The sequence below is a fragment of the Ruminococcus flavefaciens genome (assembly GCF_900143025.1).
In the GTDB taxonomy this organism is placed as follows: domain Bacteria; phylum Bacillota; class Clostridia; order Oscillospirales; family Ruminococcaceae; genus Ruminococcus; species Ruminococcus flavefaciens_I.
The window spans coordinates 221,937-236,830 of record NZ_FRCT01000004.1; the positions used below are offsets into that span (position 1 = coordinate 221,937).

General features: G+C 47.2%; 14 protein-coding genes. 11 read left to right on the plus strand and 3 right to left on the minus strand.

The genetic code is table 11. The features are described 5' to 3' along the window. Positions 1–7 precede the first annotated feature (7 nt). Genes BUB28_RS06145 through BUB28_RS06185 form a run of 9 tightly spaced genes read left to right on the plus strand, consistent with a single transcriptional unit; the run spans position 8 to position 6,801 of the window. Positions 8–859 carry a ComEC/Rec2 family competence protein gene (locus BUB28_RS06145; protein WP_072949849.1) on the plus strand — a complete coding sequence of 284 codons (852 nt, stop codon included), beginning with the start codon at positions 8–10 and terminating at the stop codon, positions 857–859. After that, positions 856–1,089: a DUF3006 domain-containing protein gene (locus BUB28_RS06150; RefSeq protein WP_072949851.1), complete on the plus strand. Its 234-nt coding sequence runs from the start codon at positions 856–858 to the stop codon at positions 1,087–1,089. Before BUB28_RS06145 ends, BUB28_RS06150 begins: the two co-directional genes overlap by 4 nt. Then, the gene (locus tag BUB28_RS06155) at positions 1,082–2,299 is read left to right on the plus strand and encodes a BaiN/RdsA family NAD(P)/FAD-dependent oxidoreductase (protein ID WP_072949852.1); all 1,218 of its coding nucleotides are present in this window, start codon (positions 1,082–1,084) and stop codon (positions 2,297–2,299) included. Before BUB28_RS06150 ends, BUB28_RS06155 begins: the two co-directional genes overlap by 8 nt. A gap of 19 nt (positions 2,300–2,318) precedes the next feature. Next, on the plus strand, positions 2,319–2,678 hold the full coding sequence (locus tag BUB28_RS06160) for a YccF domain-containing protein (protein WP_072949854.1): 360 nt from the start codon (positions 2,319–2,321) through the stop codon (positions 2,676–2,678). A gap of 5 nt (positions 2,679–2,683) precedes the next feature. Beyond that, the gene (locus tag BUB28_RS06165; RefSeq protein ID WP_072949856.1) at positions 2,684–3,211 is read left to right on the plus strand and encodes a putative ABC transporter permease; all 528 of its coding nucleotides are present in this window, start codon (positions 2,684–2,686) and stop codon (positions 3,209–3,211) included. Between the two features lie 4 nt (positions 3,212–3,215). After that, positions 3,216–3,485 carry a hypothetical protein gene (locus tag BUB28_RS06170; protein WP_072949858.1) on the plus strand — a complete coding sequence of 90 codons (270 nt, stop codon included), beginning with the start codon at positions 3,216–3,218 and terminating at the stop codon, positions 3,483–3,485. Positions 3,486–3,523: 38 nt separating this feature from the next. After that, complete coding sequence (cmk, locus tag BUB28_RS06175) at positions 3,524–4,186, plus strand: (d)CMP kinase (RefSeq protein WP_072949860.1); 663 nt, start codon at positions 3,524–3,526, stop codon at positions 4,184–4,186. 10 nt (positions 4,187–4,196) lie between these two features. Beyond that, positions 4,197–4,832, plus strand: coding sequence for a lysophospholipid acyltransferase family protein (locus BUB28_RS06180; RefSeq protein WP_072949861.1), 636 nt, complete (start codon positions 4,197–4,199; stop codon positions 4,830–4,832). After that, on the plus strand, positions 4,825–6,801 hold the full coding sequence (locus BUB28_RS06185; RefSeq protein WP_072949863.1) for a bifunctional 4-hydroxy-3-methylbut-2-enyl diphosphate reductase/30S ribosomal protein S1: 1,977 nt from the start codon (positions 4,825–4,827) through the stop codon (positions 6,799–6,801). The genes BUB28_RS06180 and BUB28_RS06185 overlap by 8 nt, the downstream gene beginning before the upstream one ends. Before the next feature lie 130 nt (positions 6,802–6,931). Here the strand turns inward: BUB28_RS06185 and BUB28_RS06190 are convergent, their stop codons facing one another. Next, positions 6,932–10,354, minus strand: a complete 3,423-nt coding sequence (locus BUB28_RS06190) for a pectinesterase family protein (protein WP_072949864.1) — start codon at positions 10,352–10,354, stop codon at positions 6,932–6,934. Positions 10,355–10,724: 370 nt separating this feature from the next. Between BUB28_RS06190 and hpt the strand changes: the two genes are divergently transcribed. Both hpt and BUB28_RS06200 read left to right on the plus strand, forming a co-directional pair. After that, complete coding sequence (gene hpt / locus BUB28_RS06195; protein ID WP_072949866.1) at positions 10,725–11,273, plus strand: hypoxanthine phosphoribosyltransferase; 549 nt, start codon at positions 10,725–10,727, stop codon at positions 11,271–11,273. Between the two features lie 10 nt (positions 11,274–11,283). Then, positions 11,284–12,651 carry an NCS2 family permease gene (locus tag BUB28_RS06200; protein ID WP_072949868.1) on the plus strand — a complete coding sequence of 456 codons (1,368 nt, stop codon included), beginning with the start codon at positions 11,284–11,286 and terminating at the stop codon, positions 12,649–12,651. A 527-nt stretch (positions 12,652–13,178) separates the two neighbouring features. On the opposite strand, the gene BUB28_RS06205 is transcribed toward BUB28_RS06200, so the two are convergent. Together BUB28_RS06205 and nspC are read right to left on the minus strand one after the other, a co-directional pair. Next, on the minus strand, positions 13,179–13,766 hold the full coding sequence (locus tag BUB28_RS06205) for a histidine phosphatase family protein (RefSeq protein ID WP_072949869.1): 588 nt from the start codon (positions 13,764–13,766) through the stop codon (positions 13,179–13,181). Further along, positions 13,766–14,893: a carboxynorspermidine decarboxylase gene (nspC, locus tag BUB28_RS06210; RefSeq protein WP_072949980.1), complete on the minus strand. Its 1,128-nt coding sequence runs from the start codon at positions 14,891–14,893 to the stop codon at positions 13,766–13,768. The genes BUB28_RS06205 and nspC overlap by 1 nt, the downstream gene beginning before the upstream one ends. Position 14,894 lies beyond the last annotated feature (1 nt).

The following is a 14,894-nucleotide window of genomic DNA, read 5'->3' on the forward strand; positions in this document are numbered from 1 at the left end:
TGGCTTTGTGCTGATAGTCGGCATACTGATATTCATATGCCGATACCACTGGAAAAAGCCTGCTCACACCTTCCCTGCAAGGGATATACTTGAAGTCCATTTCATCGACGTTGGACAGGGCGACTGCACATTCATAGCCGCAAACGGCACTACAATGCTCGTGGACTGCGGCGAGGACGCGGTATCGTCAAAGGTGATAAAGTACCTGCGCAAGCTGGGCATAGGAAAGCTTGATTATATCATAGCTACTCACCCACACTCAGACCATATGGGCGGTATGCACCATATCATCGAGACCTTCGATGTTGGCGAGGTAATTATCCCCCATATTCCCGACGAACAGCTCCCCACAGCTGTATTCTACGACAAGTTTCTCGACGCCTGCGAGGACAGGAAAACTACGGTCACTGAAGCGGCGGTTGGCAGGATAATAAATATCGGCGATGCAAGGGCTGAGATAATAGCTCCCGATGATACATATCAGGAGGATATCAACAATTACTCCGTAAGCTTTATGCTGTATCACGGTGAAAACTCCTTCCTGCTGACAGGCGATGCCGAATACGAGGAAGAAGCTGCTATGCTGAAAGCCGAAAAAGTCAGCTCCGTCAACGTTTACAAGGCAGGTCACCACGGAAGTGCCTACTCCTCCACCTATGACCTGCTGAGAGTGATCCAGCCCGATATAGCTGTTATTTCCTGCGGCATGGAAAATCCCTACGGTCACCCTGCAAAAAGCACTATAAATCGGCTGAAGGAGTATACAGACCATATCTACCGCACGGATATCTGCGGCACTGTAGTCATAGAGTCCGACGGAAAGAAGCTGTCTGTCACTCCCGAAAGGAGCGCGGAATGACTATAATAGACAGATTTGAAGGCAGTATCGCCGTTCTTGAAACAGACAGCGGCATAACAAATATAGAACGCAGCCTGCTCCCCGAAAATGCAGCCGAGGGCGATGTGCTTATTTATGATGACGGCTCATGGAGCATTGATAAAGCTGCAACGGAAAAAAGGCGCAGCCGCATAAAATCACGGCTGAAAAGGCTCATCAACAAAACTGATAAAAGAGGAAAAAATGACTGATATCATTATTATAGGCGGAGGTGCAGCAGGCTGCTTTGCAGCTGTTACAGCCGCCAGATACGGAAAGTCCGTTATAGTTTTCGAGAAAAACGAAAAACTGGGCAGAAAGCTGCGTATAACGGGAAAGGGTCGCTGCAATGTGACCAATAACAGCTCCACCGAGGAGCATATGAAGAATATCCCCGTAAATCCGCGGTTTATGTACAGCTCCTTTGCAAGCTTCGATGCGGAATGTACCATGAGCTTTTTTGAGGAGCTGGGCGTACCGCTGAAAACCGAACGCGGAAACAGAGTTTTTCCCGTAAGCGACAATGCTAACGATATCGCGGACGCTATGGCACGGGAAATGAAAACTCTCGGCGTTAAGGTCATACAAAAGCGAGTCACGAAGATACTCACGGAAAACGGCGCAGTCTGCGGCGTAAAAGCAGGGGGCGAGGAATACCGCTCGGCGGCAGTGCTTATAGCCTGCGGCGGCAAGTCCTATCCCCTCACAGGCTCTACAGGCGACGGCTACACGCTGGCTCAGGAGCTGGGGCATACAGTGACAGAACTGAAACCCAGCCTTGTTCCCCTCACCTCTCCCGATAAATACTGCGCGGAGATGATGGGACTTTCGCTGAGAAATGTTACTCTGAACCTTTTCGATAAGGACAAAAAAATATACAGCGAGCTCGGGGAAATGCTGTTCACGCATTTCGGGGTCTCGGGACCGCTGGTACTGAGCGCAAGCTCACATATACGCGATATGCAGCCTAATCGCTACAGGCTGCTCATTGACCTGAAGCCCGCACTGTCTCCCGAGCAGCTTGACGCAAGGATACAGCGCGACTTCGCCGAAAATCTCAACCGCGACTTCCAGAACGGTATCCGCAAGCTTCTTCCCGCAAAGCTGATACCCGTTATGGTAAGACTTTCGGGAATAGCTCCCGAGCAGAAGATAAACGGCATAACAAAAGAGCAGCGTCACAAGCTCGGCGAGCTTATAAAGGCATTTCCCGTAAGGATATCGGGGTTCCGCCCTATTGATGAAGCTATCATCACAAGCGGCGGGATATCCACAAAGGAAATCGCCCCGAAAACTATGGAGTCCAAACTGGTAAGCGGTCTTTACTTCGCAGGGGAAGTCATAGACGTTGACGCTTACACAGGGGGATTCAATCTGCAAATTGCTTTTTCTACTGCCTATACTGCGGCAGTAAATATGTAAAAAAGGGGTAAATGATATTATGGGATGTATTGGCAATTTATTATGGTTCATTTTCGGAGGCTTCTGGAGCGGACTCAGCTGGTTTTTAGTCGGTCTGCTGTGGTGTTTGCCTATAGTTACCATACCGATAGGCAGGCAGTGCTTCAAAATGGCAAAGCTCTCACTTATGCCATTCGGCAAGCACGTTGAGTACGGCGGCGGAACCGTGAGCCTTCTTGTGAATATCCTGTGGCTCATATTCGGCGGACTTATTATGGCAGCAGAGTTTGCCGCCATAGGTGTTGTGCTGTGTATAACCATCATCGGTGCTCCCTTCGGTGTACAGATGTTCAAGCTTGCCAAGCTGGCTCTCATGCCATTCGGTGCGGAAGTGAAGTGAACGCCATGAAAAAGATAAATTCACGGAACTTCTTCCGATATGTATTTGAGTTCGTAGTTGCAGGCTTTATCGGCTGGCTGTACGAGGTAGGCATAACACTTGTCATAAATCACTATTTCGAGAATCGCGGCATACTCCACCTGCCTATAGTACCTATCTATTCTGTGGGAGCCTTCATTCTTCTGGCTATGCTGAGAGAAAAGAAGCGCAGTCCCGTTTTCATCTTCCTGTTTGCACTTGTAGTCACAACGCTGTTCGAGCTTGGCTCTGCTTACTTGCTGGAATTTCTTTTCCACAAGCAGTTCTGGACCTATCACAGCTGGTATTTCTCCATACTTGACAGGTCGAGCCTTATATCAAGCGCCATATTCGGAGTCCTTGCCGTGGCGTACTTTTATGTGCTCCACCCTCTTTCGGGAAAGCTCAGTGAAAAGCTGCCGAAGCCCGTATGCGTCGGCGCAGGTCTCACCATATCAGCCGTAATAATTACCGATTTTGTCATCTCGGTATATCAGCTTCTGAAGGACAGGTGATGTTATGGAGCATATTTTCGGACTGGTCGTTGTACTTATAATGGAGATTATTTACGAAGCAAGCAAGAGCCCAAAAGTACCAAAGCCTTTACGCTATATCCTAATAGGTCTGACAATACTGTTTTTTGCGGCTTTCTTCGTCTGCATATTCATTGCAGGTATCTGGACACTGAAAAAGACAGTCCCCGGCGGAATAGTAATAATAGCACTTGGACTTCTCATGCTGATACTCAGCATACGGAAATTCCGCAAAACATACCTGAACAGAAAATAAAAAAAGCATCTATGCTTTATAAATAAAGGAGTAAAACTATGAAAACTATCAACATCGCTATCGACGGACCTGCGGGTGCAGGAAAAAGCACTATCGCCAAAATGGTGTCAAAGGAGCTTGGATACATCTACGTTGACACAGGTGCGCTCTACCGCACTATCGCGCTCTATATCACAGAAAATAACATCGCCGACGAGGAAATCGAAGCTTCTCTGGAAAAGGCTGATGTTTCCCTTAAATTCATCGACGGCGCACAGAGAGTTTTCCTCGGTGACAGAGATGTTTCCGACCTTATAAGAACACCCGAAATATCAATGGCTGCTTCACGCACCTCCGCTATCCCTGCTGTAAGAGCCTATCTTTTCGAGACTCAGCAGAAAATAGCCCGCGAAAACAACGTTCTCATGGACGGACGCGATATCGGTACGGTAGTTCTGCCAAATGCAGATGTGAAGATATTCCTCACAGCCTCCGCCGAGGAGCGTGCAAACCGCCGCTACAAGGAGCTTGCAGAAAAGCCCAACTGCCCCACATATCAGGAGATACTTGACGACATCATCAAGCGCGACTATCAGGATATGCACCGCGAGACTGCTCCCCTGAAGCAGGCTGAGGACGCTGTCCTCGTTGATACTACAAAGCTTAATTTAGAGGAGTCCGCTGCTGCTATCGTAAAGATAATCACCGACAGGATAAAATAAGGAGAAGCCTATGTATTACATAGTTAAGTTTCTGGTAAGACTCTATTTCCGCGTAATGTATAAAATGACAATAGAGGGCAGGGAAAATATCCCTAAGGATACAACCGTCATTTACGCCTGCAACCACAGAAGCAACGCCGACCCTCCTATGCTGGGAGCATGGGCAAAGGGAAAATTCGCCTTCATGGCTAAGGAGGAGCTTTTCCGCAACAAGCTCTTTGCGTGGCTCATACGCTCTCTCGGAGCCTTCCCCGTTGTACGGGGAAAGGGCGATACAGGCGTTATAGATACCTCCGTCGATAGACTTGACAGCGGCAGGAGCCTTATGATATTCCCCGAGGGTACCCGCTCAAAGGACGGCAAGGTGGGACGCGGTCACACAGGTGCTGCGCTTATCTCAGCACGTTCGGGCAAGCAGATAGTACCGTCCGGAATATGCTACGGTGAAAAGCTGAAATTCCGCACTCCCATAACCTTAAAATTCGGCGCTCCCATAGACCCTGCTGAATACTGCGAGGTCTGCGACGAGCCAAATCCCCGTCAGCTTGTAAAGCTCAAGAACCGCTATATGGCAGATATCAAGTTCTTAGTTGAGGTCGAGCCCGAGGAACAGACTGAAACAAAGGAGAACGAAAGCAATGAGTAAGGTAACTGTTGCAAAGTCCGCAGGCTTCTGCTTCGGCGTTGACAGAGCCGTGAAAATGGTCTACGGCGAGCTTGAAAAGAATACCCACGTTGCTACTCTCGGTCCTATCATACATAATCAGGACGTTGTAAACGATATGCAGGCAAAGGGCGCAAGGATAATCAACTCCGTTGACGAGCTTGCTCCCGATGAGACAGTAGTCATACGCTCCCACGGCGTAGGCAGTGATATCTACCGTCAGATAGAGGCTAAAGGCAATAAAATGCTTGACGCTACCTGTCCCTTTGTATCCCGTATTCATAAGATAGTGGCTGAAAAGTCCGCAGAAGGCTATTTTATCCTTATTGCAGGCGATAAGGATCACCCTGAGGTACAGGGTATTGTTGGTCATTGTGACGAAAATTGCCTTGTTTTCAAGGACAACTTTGAGCTAAAAGCCTTTTTTGAAAAAAATTATAAAAATTTGCAAAAAAAGCTTGCAATTGTGGCGCAAACGACGTATAATATAGTAGTATGGGGTGAGTGTTTAAACGTGATCCCGAAGGACGACCCCGACATTGTCATATACGATACGATATGCAACGCAACGGACGCGCGTCAGACTGACGCTGCCGAGCTTGCAAAAAACTCGGATATCATGCTTGTGGTAGGCGGCAGACACAGTTCCAATACTGTCAAGCTTTACGAAGTATGCAGCCGCTACTGTAAAACGTATCATATAGAGAATTCGGACGAGCTTCGGTCTTTAAAGCTTCCAAATGCCGATAGAATAGGCATCACTGCAGGCGCATCAACCCCCGCCTATATAATCAAGGAGGTACAAACCAAAATGGCAGAAAATGAAATTCTTGCAGCTAATCAGGATGAGGAGATCGATTTCGCTCAGGCTATCGACGAGTCATTCAAAAAAATACATACAGGAGAGAAAGTTAAAGGCACAGTTATCGCTGTAAATAATACAGAAGTTATCGTTGACCTCGGAACAAAGCACACAGGCTATGTTTCACTTGATGACCTTACAGATGATCCTTCAAAGAAGCCTTCTGACATCGTCAGCGTTGGCGACGAGATCGATCTTGTTGTAATCAAGGTAAACGACGCTGAGGGTACAGCTGCTCTCTCTAAGAGAAAGGTTGACGAGCAGGCTGGCTATGAGAAGATAGTTCAGGCTCAGCAGGAAGGCACAGTTCTCGAAGGTGTTGTTCAGAGCGTAGTTAATAAGGGCGTTACTCTCACAGTTCTCGGCGTAAGAGTATTTATCCCTGCTTCACTTACAGGACTTCCAAGAGGCGCAGATCTCGATCAGCTCCTCAAGAAGAAGGTAGAGTTCATCGTTATCGAAGTATCTGAGGGCGGTAGAAAGAGAGCTGTTGGTTCTATCAAGGCTGTTCAGAACGCTAAGAAGGAAGAAGCTAAGGCAAGATTCTGGGAGACAGCTGAGGTTGGCAAGACTTACACAGGTAAGGTTAAGTCACTCACAAGCTTCGGTGCATTCGTTGATCTCGGCGGCATCGACGGTATGGTACATATCTCAGAGCTCTCATGGAAGAGAATCAAGCACCCAAGCGAAGTTGTTAACGTTGGTGATACTCTTGAGGTATACATCAAGGATCTCGATCAGGAAGCTAACAGAATTTCTCTCGGCTTCAAGAAGGCTGAGGACAATCCTTGGGAGATCTTCATGTCCAAGTATCAGGTAGGCGACGTAGTTAAGGCTACAATCGTTTCTATCACAAGCTTCGGCGCATTTGCTCAGATCATCGACGGCGTTGACGGTCTTATCCACATCTCACAGATCGCTGATCAGAAGGTAGAGAATGTCAAGGACGTTCTTTCAGTAGGCGACGAGGTTGATGTAAAGATCATCGACATCGACGAGGAGTCAAAGAGAATCAGCATTTCTATGCGTGCTCTTCTTGAGAACGAAGATGACGATGCTGAGGAAGCTCCTGCTGAGGACGCTGAATAATCAGTAATATATCAGGGCTGCACAATTGTGCAGCCTTTTTTATTGTAAGTTTTTTAGATTATAACAATGCCCCGAAGCGATGTTCAAATCACTTCGGGGCTGAACTTTTATGTCACAAACGCTTGTTTTATCAATTGATCGGAAGTGTATCCACAAGTCTGAGCAGATAACGCTGTATTGCAAGGGCATCGTTTGAGGTTATGCCGTTTCTGCCCTCTACATCTGCGTTTGCAGCTCCCTGATCGGTAAGATGATGCTCGTCTGTACCGTTTATGCCGTACTTATTAGGATTAGCCAGCGACTGCATTATAAGAACAGCGTCCGAAAGATCAACCGTACCGTCCATATTTGCATCGCCTGCAAGTCCCTGAGGCGGCTGTGTTGTTGTGGTGGTGGTTGTAGTAGTTGTTGTTGTCGTAGTTGTAGTCGTGGTAGTAGTTGTAACCACAGGTGTTTCCTTAGCAAAAGCAATGTAGTTCATACAAGCCCCGCTCATACCGTTAGTACCGAGAGTAAGAGTCTCTCCTGCCTTTACTTCCTTAGCGTAAACGTCAAAAGGTCTTACTGCTTCGCTGTCGTTTATTTCAACGATCTCATTAAGCTTTTGGAAACTGTAAAGCCATGAAGGTACAGATGTAACTCTCTCGTCCATAGCTACGTATACTGTGATATCCTTAGCAGCTGTAAGCACTGCAAGGTCGGAGTCTGTATTCTTTGAGTTGCAGGCTGTGCGAATAAGCTCACCGCCGCTTATAACAGAAGGTACAGAAGCGATAACGTGCTCACGGTCGCCGAAAGCCTTGTCACCTGCGCTAAAGCTCTCAACGATAGACCACTGTGCGCCGTAGCTTGCGTCCTTTGTCTCAAACTTAGAGATAAGATTGCTCTTTATAGGCTCTTCAATAATCACTACAGTGCCGCTGCCGTCAGAAACTGTTCCTGCATTGTATGCCTTGTTCTGCATTCTTCCTGCATTAGCAATTACCTCGGACTTAGCAGCATCTGCGGACTGAATGTTATAGCTGCTGTATATCTTCGATGAATTTGTATCGAAGTTATCGTAACCGTCGCCGCCGCTCTTGAGGTTATTGATGTAAGCCTGTGCATTTCTTGAATTAACTATCTGATAAGCAAGTCCGCTGCCCATATCGCAGCTTACGAACTTGTCGCCGAACGACTTGATAGTGCCTGAATACGGGTCACTGCCCATATTTACGGCATCAAGCGGGAGCTTTGTATTCTCAAAGTAATTGTTCTCTGAGAATATCTTTGAATTGTGTGAAGCAGCAATTCCGTACTGCTTGTTATTATAGAAGTAGTTGTTGTAGCTGTGAATGTGAGCTACTCTTGCACGGGGATTTCTCGACTCGGTATTGTTGAACCAGTTATGATGATAGGTTATCCAGTCCTGCTCGTGTGAAGTACCGCCGCCTACAAGTGAGGTCTTGTGCGCGTCCTTGAATACATTGTAGGAAACTGTTACATTCTCAGTCCACTTGATATCGAGAGAGCCGTCGCCGTCTGCCTTATCGTCGTCAACTATGCCGTTGCCTGCGTAAGCGTTGTAGCCCTTTTCGATAGTGTTGTTGTGTACCCATATATGATAGGACTTTGAAGTGCTTCCGCCCGACATTGAGATACCGTCATCAGGATACTGTCCGAGCCAGAGATTTCTTACCTCGCAGCTTGTGCTGTGCTTCATGTCGAAGCCCCATTTATTAAGGTTGCAGTCATAGCCGATACCCTCAACGGTAACATTCTTGCCGCCGTTCATGTAGAGCATATTCGAGCCGTCGTTCTGCTGACCGTTGTTAGGCTTTGCACCCGAAGGTACGTCGATAGTGCCGATAAGTCTGAAGCAGACATTGCTTGGACCTGCATTAAAGATATTGTAAAGACCTGTCTTGCCGCCCCATGTTACAGTATCCTTAGTGGAGTTTGTAACGTAGATGACAGTAATGCCTGATTTAAGCGTACCGTCATTATTGTAAGCACCTATGCCCTCCGAGCTGTTCCAGTGAGCGTAACCGCTGCGGTCATATGCCATTGTCTTGATATTGCAGCCTGCCGAGCCGTTTGAGCCCTGAATATTCACTGTATATTCAGTATTGCCCTTTAATCCGGGGATATCGACTCTTGTACCTCTTATGAGTGCAGAGTCAACTGCCGTATAGCTTGAAGAACCCGCAGGTGCATAGCTTACCTTTACATTATTGCCTATCTTTGAGCTGTCCCACTCAACAAAGGCTGTTTCAAACCAGCCGCCGCAGGTCTTTATTGCACCCTCAACGTTGGTTGAAGGCTGCTGGTCGTTATTTCCGCTCGAATCTCCTTCACCGTTAAGGAACGAAGGAGTCCAGTTGTTCATATAGCTCTTGATATTGATATTTGCAGCGTCATTGTCAGAAACTATATGACCCTTTCTCTGTGAAAGGTCTACTCTCTGACCGTTTGAAAGCTTTGTACCGTTCTCCTTGAAGCCGTCAACGCTCTCAGGCTGTACGCCGCTCATTGAAGTCCAGCCTGCACCTGTTATCATATTGCCGTTCTGGAGAGTTGTATTCACAAAGAGCACCTTTGCGGTCTGTCCCCACGGTCTGCCAAGATAGCCTGCGCTTACTGTGAGCTGTGAGTTTGCAGTTACCTTGCAGTCCTTGAAGAGATAGCCTGTATAAGGGCTTCCCTGCTCTCTTGCAGCTGTGATATAGCCGCCTACAGAGCCGCTGCTGTAGCCCTTCCAGCGAAGCTCGCAGCTGTCGAATACAGCGTTGCTGCCGCCGAAGATATAGTCTGTCTGACCTTCGATAAGGCAGTTCTTGTAATACTGCGGTGAACCGCCTGTGTAAAGTGTATCCTGACTTGACAGGAACTTGCAGTTAAGGAACTCGGCATACCCTGTATCTACCGAGAGAGCTGCCGCACGCTCTGTTGCAGCCTTTGAATTGGCATCTGTCCAGTTGTTTCTCACCTGAGTTATCTTTGTAACTGAGGTATCGCCTGTGAGCTCAACTCCGTCGGCAAGCTCCTCCTGAGTGATGTAACGGTTGAAGGAGTTCTCGAAAACGATATTCTTTGCCTTGAAGTTTGTAGCCTTTGGCCATAGCTGTACAGTTGCGCCCCAGCGGTAATTTGCAACGTTCTTGCCACTCTTTGCGTTTGCAAGATTAGCGTCGTAATAGCCCTTTGAGTTTGCACTGTAATACTTATAGCCGATGCCGTAATACCACGTAAGGACTGCGTCGCCCTTGCTGGGCTCGTCATTTACGAATGTAATGTAGGGGGTCTGTACGATTACCTGCTGTCTGTAAGTACCGGGGGCAATGTGTATGGTAACACGGGTCGCCTCCGATGAGGGATTAAGGCTTGCTGCCTTGTCAACAGCCGCCTGCACTGTGGAAAAGTTGTTGTTCCTGCCTGAGTATCCTACATACAGGTCTGTACCTGCCGCCTCGGATCTCAATGGCTGTATCACGGCAAGCGATGCCAGTAATACGATCATGGCTGAAACGAACGAAATGATCTGTAGACCGAGCTTTCGTTTTCTGTCCACCATTATTATCACTCCTTTGGAATTTTCGGGATCTGCGCTGCCTAAAGCGCGACCCTCAGCATGAAATTAATTACCTTAGCGCAACTCGCGCAGCCTACAGGGAACAGCCGCCGCAGAATATGCACCTATATACCATAATTATAACACATTCACTACAAAATGTAAATATGCTCATAAAATCTACACTCATTTTTGTGGATATGTACAATGGTGCATTACTCTCTTTGGGTAAAATACCCTTAAATAAAGCCTTATCATCAACGTTAAGAAAAATTTCTTACTTACTTTCTTATTTTCTTATTGACAATAGTTTACATAATGGTATAATAAAATTGGATAATTATTTCTGCTATTACTACTCAGGAGGATCATTATGAAATTTGACAGCGCAGAAGAATGGAAAAGTAAGATCAAGCGCGTCCTCATTTCCGAGGACGAGATACGCACGGCAATGAAAAAGGCAGGTGCGTACATCAATTCAATTTACGACGGTTCACCCATACTCCTTGTAAGCATATTAAAGGGAGCTTTCGTGTTCATGGCTGACCTTTGCCGCGAAGTAACAGTTCCATGTGAAATAGAATTCATGGCGGCAAAGAGCTATTTCGAGGGTACTGTATCATCAGGTCACGTTGAGATAACTATGGACTTAAAGCACGATATCAGCAAGTACCACGTTATCATTGTGGAGGATATCATCGACACGGGAAGAACTCTCAACGAGATAAAGAAAATACTCGGCGTGAGAAATCCCCTTTCTCTCAGGATAATGACTCTCCTTGACAAGCCCGACCGCCGTATTGTGGAGCTGAAAGCTGATTACTCCCTTTTCACTATCCCCGATTATTTCGTTATAGGCTATGGTCTGGACTACGGCGAGTTTTACAGAAATCTGCCGTATATAGCAGAATTCAGTGAATGAGGTGGCGGATATGGTCGAAAAACTGTTTAAGCTGAAGGAAAACGGAACTAACGTAAAAACCGAAATTGCGGCAGGTATCACCACCTTTATGACTATGGCGTATATCCTTGCCATAAACCCGAGTATCCTTTCAAGTACGGGTATGGACTCTACCGCTGTGCTCCTTGCGACCTGTCTTGCTTCGTTCATAGGCACGGTCTGCATGGCATTCATGGCAAACCTTCCCTTTGCTCTTTCCGCAGGCATGGGACTTAACGCCTATATGGCTTACACCGTATGCGGTTCCGATAATCTTGGATATTCCTGGCAGGTGGCTCTCCTTGCGGTATTTATCGAAGGTATCATATTCATAATCCTCTCGCTTACAAAGGTCAGGGAAGCTATTTTCGATGCTATCCCCCTTTCGCTGAAACGTGCGGTGTCCGTTGGTATCGGTCTTTTCATTGCTTTTATCGGACTCCAGAATGCAGGACTTGCAGTAAGCTCCTCCACTCTCGTAAAGCTTACCAACTTCCGTGAAAACTTCAATACCACAGGTATCTGCGCACTTCTTGCTGTCATCGGACTGCTTATAATGGCAGTGCTCTACATAAAAAGAGTAAAGGGGGCTATCCTTATCGGTATCTTCGTAACATGGATACTTGGTATTCTCTGCGAAATTACAGGACTTTATATACCCGATGCGGATAATGGTGTCTTCTCTCTTATCCCTTCATTCAAAATGACCGACTTCTCATCTATAAGCAAGACATTCGGTCAGTGCTTCAATGTGGATATGAACGCTGTCGGTATTTTCAACTTTGCTGTTGTAGTGTTCTCCTTCCTCTTTGTTGACCTTTTCGACACTCTCGGCACTCTTATCGGCGTAAGCACCAAAGCAGGACTTCTCGACAAAAACGGCAAGCTCCCTGCAATAAAGCCTGCTCTTATGGCTGACGCTGTTGCAACTACCGCAGGTGCTGTGCTTGGTACTTCTACCACTACTACCTTTGTTGAATCGTCCGCAGGTGCGGCGGCAGGCGGCAAAACAGGTCTTACAGCTCTTACTACTGCTGTACTTTTCCTGTTCTCCATGCTTCTTGCTCCTATATTCATATCTATACCTGCATTTGCAACTGCTCCTGCGCTGATACTTGTAGGCTTCCTCATGTTCAGCACAGTATCGGAAATAAAGGTTGACGAGAAGAATTACACCTCAGCTATACCTGCATATCTCTGCGTTATCGCAATGCCGCTGTTCTACAGCATTTCCGAGGGCATTTCTATCGGCGTTATCTCATACGTTGTGATAAATCTCGCCTGCAAGAAATATAAGGAGATAAATCCTATTATGTATATCCTTGCAGTACTGTTTGTGCTCAAATATATATTCCTGTAAATCTAAATTTGAGCCATTTGCAGGGGACGGTGTCCTCGACGTCCCGCATTTTGAACGCCCGTATGTAGGGGCTGATGTCCACATCAGCCCCTACATTGTGTCATTTACACTTGCATCGTTGCTCGCGGACTGCCAAAGGCAGTCCCTACATTGTGTCATTTACACTTGCATCGTTGCTTGCGGACTGCCAAAGGCAGTCCCTACAGTATGTCATTTATACTTGTATCGTTGCTCGCGGACTGCCAAAGGCAGTCCCTACATTGTGTCATTTACACTTGTATCGTTGCTTGCGGACTGCCAAAGGCAGCCCCTACAGTATGTCATTTACACTTGCATCGTTGCTTGCGGACTGCCAAAGGCAGCCCCTACATTGTGTCATTTACACTTGCATCGTTGCTCGCGGACTGCCAAAGGCAGCCCCTACAGTATGTCATTTACACTTGCATCGTTGCTTGCGGGGCGCACAATGTGCGCCCCTACAGGCTAAGGGCTAACGGCTAAAAAAGGACAGCTTACGCTGTCCTTTTTTAATGGTTCTTTCCGCCTTTATATTCCTTTGCGACTATTAGTATCTCCTCTTTTTCAACAAGCTCCCTGCCCTCGAATCCCATACGGATAATATATGGCATAAAGTCGATGATACGCATAAAATCATCTGCTCCGAAGCTGTTGTCGTAGTAGTGGAGTATAGTGCTGAGTGCAGTTCCGTGAGTTCCCACCATAATATTCTCATCTCTGTGAGCGTCAAGCATATCATTTACTGCGGCAATATTCCTGTCCATTACCGACTGTAAGCACTCGCCGTCGCTTTCACAGAAGCTAAGGTCTGCCCAGCGTTTACGGAACATCTCGGGATTATTGCTGTTTGCTCCGCTGATACGCTCGTGCAGTCTCTCGTCAATAATTATATCAAGTCCGTGCTCGTCTGCGGTCTGCTTTATGGTATCATAGCTCCGCTTATAGGGACTTGAAACAGCGCAGTCAATGCGGATATCCTTCATTGCACGTACTACCTCGGCAGTATCCCTCATGCCCTCCTCTGTAAGCGGACGATTTGCCGCATCGGAGCAGGTATGGTCGGGCTGTGCATGACGCACAAAGTAAATATTAGTCATTACAGTCTCTCCTTAAAATCAGCATAGCCGAAACTGCGCAGAGTCTCGAAGCTGCCGTCCTTTTTCAGAAGGAGTATTGACGGCAAAGGCATACCGTTGAAGGTATTGTTCTTGACCATAGAGTATATAGCCATATCACCGAATACCAGCCTGTCACCGATATGCAGCGGCTCGTCAAAGGAGTATTCTCCGATAGAATCACCTGCAAGACAGGTCTGCGAGCCAAGTCGGTAGCTGTACTTCTTCTCGCCGTTCTCACCCGAACCCACAAGGGGCGGACGATAGGGCATTTCCAGTACATCGGGCATATGACAGGCTGCGGAGGTATCAAGTATAGCCATAGGCATATCATTTTCCGTGATATCAAGGACTTCCGTTACAAGCCAGCCTGCATTCAGTGCGGCTGCCTCACCCGGTTCGAGGAAAACTTCAAGCCCGTACTTCTCCTGCATACGGCGTATGCAGCGTTCAAGCCTCGGTATATCGTAATCGGCACGGGTAATATGGTGTCCGCCGCCGAAATTTATCCACTCCATTTTTTCGAGCACATCGCCGAACTTCTCCTCCACAGCGTCAAGAGTAGCTTCGAGGTCATCGGAATTCTGCTCGCAGAGCGTATGAAAATGTATTCCCGTAACGCCGTCAAGGTCGTCTGTACGGAAGTTTTTCCGTGTAATGCCAAGACGCGACTTAGGTGAGCACGGGTCATATATCTCATGCCCCTCCTGAGTCGAAAACTCGGGATTTATGCGGAGTCCTATCTTCTTTCCAGCAGCAAGCACACGATCACGGTACTTGTCAAGCTGATTAAAGGAATTGAAGATTATATGTCCGCAGTAGTATATTATCTCGTCGATCTCGCTTTCGCGGTAGGCTGCCGAAAAGACATGATTTTCCTTTCCCATTTCCTCATATCCCAGCTTCGCCTCGAAAAGTCCGCTGCAAGCTGTTCCGTCCAGATATCCCTTCATAAGGGGATAGACATGATAACATGAGAAAGCCTTCTGAGCAAGTAGTATCTTAGCTCCCGTGCGCTGTGAAACTCCGCGGAGTATCTCCATATTCCGTATAAGAGCCGCTTCGTCTACAACATAGCAGGGAGTCGGTATTTTAGTATAATCAAACATA